A 3,774-nucleotide genomic window follows, 5' to 3' on the forward strand; every position below is an offset into this window, starting at 1 on the left:
GAGGCATTCCCACGCAGAGCGTGGGAACGATCAGGGTAGGTCTTACTTTTTCAGATCTTCAGCGCCTTGCAGCGGTTCATCGCCCAGCAGCAGGTCTTTGTCATGGCTGACCGGTTCTTCTTCGAACATGCGCCAGGTCTTGTCACCCTCGACCCCCAGCAGCTCTATGAAGCGACGGCCTTCGACCTTGTCGCTCAGTTGACCAATGTAGCGGCCCTGTTCCGTGTCGCTGTGGACGAGGGTGATTTTGCGATCCTTCTCGGGCTGTGTCGGCGACATCAGGTTCAGCTCAAGGGTTTTCGGTTGGCTGTCGCCACTCAGGTGCAGGTCGACTTCGCCGGTCACGCTATCCAGATGAATCTTGGCGCGCAGTTGCAGTGTCTGGGCCAACCGTTCACGGTCGAGTGAGCGATTGATGCCTTTGCCAGCCTCGTAGTAATTGTCGTTCACCAGGTCAATCGGGTGATTCACCGCGATGGTCACCATGGACAAAGTCAGGGTCACCGAACAGGCCAGAATCCCGATGATGATCCATGGCCAAAGGTGCTTGTACCAGGGACTTGCAGCTGCTGCGGGCATGATGGCTTCTCTCAACGAATTTGTGGGCCGATGAATCGGCTCTTGGCTTCAACGTGAACGCTGTCGTCATCGGCATCCTTGAGGATGAATTTCACCTCGTTGGTGCTCGATGGCAGTTTTTCAGGTGCGCTGGATAACTCCACCGGCTGGGTGAAGATTTCCCCGGCGGCGACTTTGATCTCGCGCTTGCCTTGCAGCCTGAGATCCGGCAAACCAGTGGCCTCCAGCACGTAGGTGTGGTCGCGCTGGTCTTTGTTCATGACTTTCAGGCTGTAGACGTTTTCGATCCGGCCCTCGGCGTTCTCGCGGTACAGCACGCGGTCTTTGCTGACGTCGAAACCGACCAGCGAACGCATGAAGAACGCAGTGATCAACAACGAAATCATCGCCAGCAGCACCACGGCATAACCGATCAGGCGCGGGCGCAGTTTATGGGTTATTTGCCCGGACAGGTTGTGCTCGGTGGTGTAGCTGATCAGGCCGCGCGGATAGTCCATCTTGTCCATGATGGAATCGCAGGCATCGATACAGGCGGCGCAACCGATGCACTCGATTTGCAGGCCGTCGCGGATGTCGATGCCGGTCGGGCAGACCTGGACACACATGGTGCAATCGATGCAGTCGCCCAGGCCTTGTGCCTTGTAGTCGACACCTTTCTTGCGCGGGCCACGGGATTCGCCACGGCGTGGATCGTAGGAAACGATCAGCGTGTCCTTGTCGAACATCACGCTCTGGAAGCGAGCGTACGGGCACATGTAAATACATACCTGCTCGCGCAGCCAGCCGGCATTGCCGTAGGTGGCGAGGGTGAAGAAACCGACCCAGAAATACGACCAGCCATCCGCTTCGCCGGTGAAGAAGTCGAACACCAGTTCACGGATCGGCGAGAAGTAACCGACGAAGGTCAGGCCAGTGACAAAGCCGATCAGCAACCACATCGAATGCTTGCTGAATTTTCGCAGGAATTTGTTCGCGCTCATCGGTGCTTTATCAAGCTTGATGCGCTGGTTGCGGTCGCCTTCGGTGACTTTTTCGCACCACATGAAAATCCATGTCCAGACGCTTTGCGGGCAGTTATAACCGCACCAGACGCGACCGGCGTAGACGGTGATGAAGAACAGACCGAAGGCACTGATAATCAAAATCCCCGACAGCAGGATGAAATCCTGAGGCCAGAACGTTGCACCAAAAATAAAGAATTTACGCTCCGGCAGGTTCCACCAGACGGCTTGATGACCGCCCCAGTTCAACCAGACTGTGCCGAAATACAACAGGAACAAAAAGGCGCCGCCCATCATCCGCAGATTGCGGAACAGGCCCGTGAAAGCTCGGGTGTAGATCTTTTCTCGAGAGGCGTAGAGGTCGACGCTTTTGTTCGCGTCTTTGGCGGGTGGAGTGACGTCGTGTACCGGAATCTGGTTGCTCATCGTTGCATCCCACGGCAGTGGAAAAATGCCCCGGTCAGTACATGCCAACCGCGGTCAAAAAGGGGTGTCGCAGTGGCGCAATGATACGCCTGAAGCTCTAGCACAGGGGTGCGACCTTTGGTCACGTTGGTGGAAATCAACGGACGGTGTAATGACTTGTATCAATTGACTTGTGAATTATGGACGTTTTTTCTGGGTTCAGAATGGCAGGTGGTGGGATTCGTGGCCGTTGTGTGGTCGAAGCGGCAGGGGACGGCCTGCAGACCCCGGAAGCCCGGCATGCCTATCACCAAAGCGAATTGCAGCAGCGGCTTCCTGGTTGAGCTCACTACACTGTGAAATATCAAATGCAAAAAAGCCAGGTTCAAGTTGAGGGAAGTTGTTCTTTGGTTTTTATTTGTGGGTGGCGGAAATATATTTCTTTAATTGGTTCTAGTTGGTTGTTTGAAGTTTTTGTTCGTTTCCAATAAGTTGGCCAGATGCGGTTTTCTAATCGCACTTTGTTTAATACCACTGGAAACGGAATTCTATGATTTCTAAGAAAGTTAAGCGGTTTGTACTGGGCTTGTGCCTGTTGTCTTTGGCGCCTTTGGCCTATTCAGTGGAGGGTACTCCACGTCATATGATCTTCGCTTCGGATACGCAATACCCGTGGACGGATAAGCTCGATCGCAGAGAGCCTGAGTCAGAAACGGATTTCAACAGTCGTTCAAAATGGCTGGTAGAGACGCAGTTTGCGAGTATTGCCGACTTTCGAAAAAATAATGCGCAATCCCATGTGCCGCTGATGATCAATGGCGATATCACCGCTTTCGGTCACGGCTGGCAGCGCTCTTACATGGATTCGACATTGAAAAAATATTTCAAGGACGACTATCTGTATGGGTTGGGTAATCACGATTATGAGAATAACGTGGATAATTGCTTCAGCAATAATTGCGCGGCCGGCAGTATCGTAGAGTTTAAAGAGCACCATGAAAGCAAGGTTGATAATTTTGATTTAAGCATTACGGGCAGCTTCATTAGTAGGCTGTATTCAGGCAGTCTCGCCTATTCCAAGAACATTGGTGAAGTCCATATGGTGCAACTCAATAATGAGCCGACCTATGCGGCCAGGATTTCTCATGCGTTAAACCCGACGACCTTCGATATCACCAGCACGCTGGATTGGCTTGAAAATGATTTGAGTATCGCTCGGGCTCAGGGCTACGCGATCATTATCAACATGCACAAGCCGGAGGAAATGATGGGGAGTAGTGAGCAGGTGAGTCGATTCCACCAAATGATCAGGAAGTATCAGGTCACTGCGATTTTTGCCGGTCATTACCATCAAAATGGCGGCGATGCCTATAAAATTAATGGCGTGCCAATGTACCTCAGTGGCGCCACTTCCCAGCAAACCTACCTGATTGCCAGCTTCTCGGATGATCGCAAGCAATTGCACATCAGCCTTGTGAAGAACAACCAATGGCAGACCCGAGAGCTGCTGGATACGGTACCGGTGAAATCGATCTGGGCCACTCGCCMATAAAAAAGGCCCCGCCAGATCACTGGCGGGGCCGTTTTTTATTACATCAAGCGTTTGCCTTACTGAGCGTCTGCCGCCGGAGCCTTCTCACCGTGAGAGAGGCTGTAGACGTAAGCGGCCAGCAGGTGAACCTTGTCGTTGCCTTGCAGCTGTTCTTGCGCAGGCATCTGGCCCTGACGGCCGTAACGGATGGTCTGCTGCAATTGGGCGAAGCTCGAACCGTAAATGAACGCGCCCGGG

At 53.1% G+C, this 3,774-nt stretch carries 3 protein-coding genes and 1 pseudogene; 1 reads left to right on the plus strand and 3 read right to left on the minus strand.

Features of this window, described 5'->3' with window-relative positions; all coding sequences use genetic code 11:
- Positions 1 to 42: 42 nt before the first annotated feature.
- Positions 43 to 579 (minus strand): FixH family protein, encoded by a 537-nt coding sequence (locus AC1DRJ_RS21305; RefSeq protein ID WP_477803878.1) that lies wholly within the window; start codon positions 577 to 579, stop codon positions 43 to 45.
- Positions 580 to 590: 11 nt separating this feature from the next.
- Positions 591 to 2,006 (minus strand): cytochrome c oxidase accessory protein CcoG, encoded by a 1,416-nt coding sequence (ccoG, locus tag AC1DRJ_RS21310; protein WP_477803879.1) that lies wholly within the window; start codon positions 2,004 to 2,006, stop codon positions 591 to 593.
- A gap of 529 nt (positions 2,007 to 2,535) precedes the next feature.
- Here ccoG and AC1DRJ_RS21315 point away from each other — a divergent pair.
- Complete coding sequence (locus AC1DRJ_RS21315; protein WP_477803880.1) at positions 2,536 to 3,537, plus strand: metallophosphoesterase family protein; 1,002 nt, start codon at positions 2,536 to 2,538, stop codon at positions 3,535 to 3,537.
- Positions 3,538 to 3,593: 56 nt separating this feature from the next.
- Here the strand turns inward: AC1DRJ_RS21315 and AC1DRJ_RS21320 are convergent.
- Positions 3,594 to 3,774, minus strand: a pseudogene (locus AC1DRJ_RS21320) (cytochrome C oxidase Cbb3); the annotation flags it as partial.

The sequence above is a fragment of the Pseudomonas sp. P5_B2 genome (assembly GCF_056400445.1).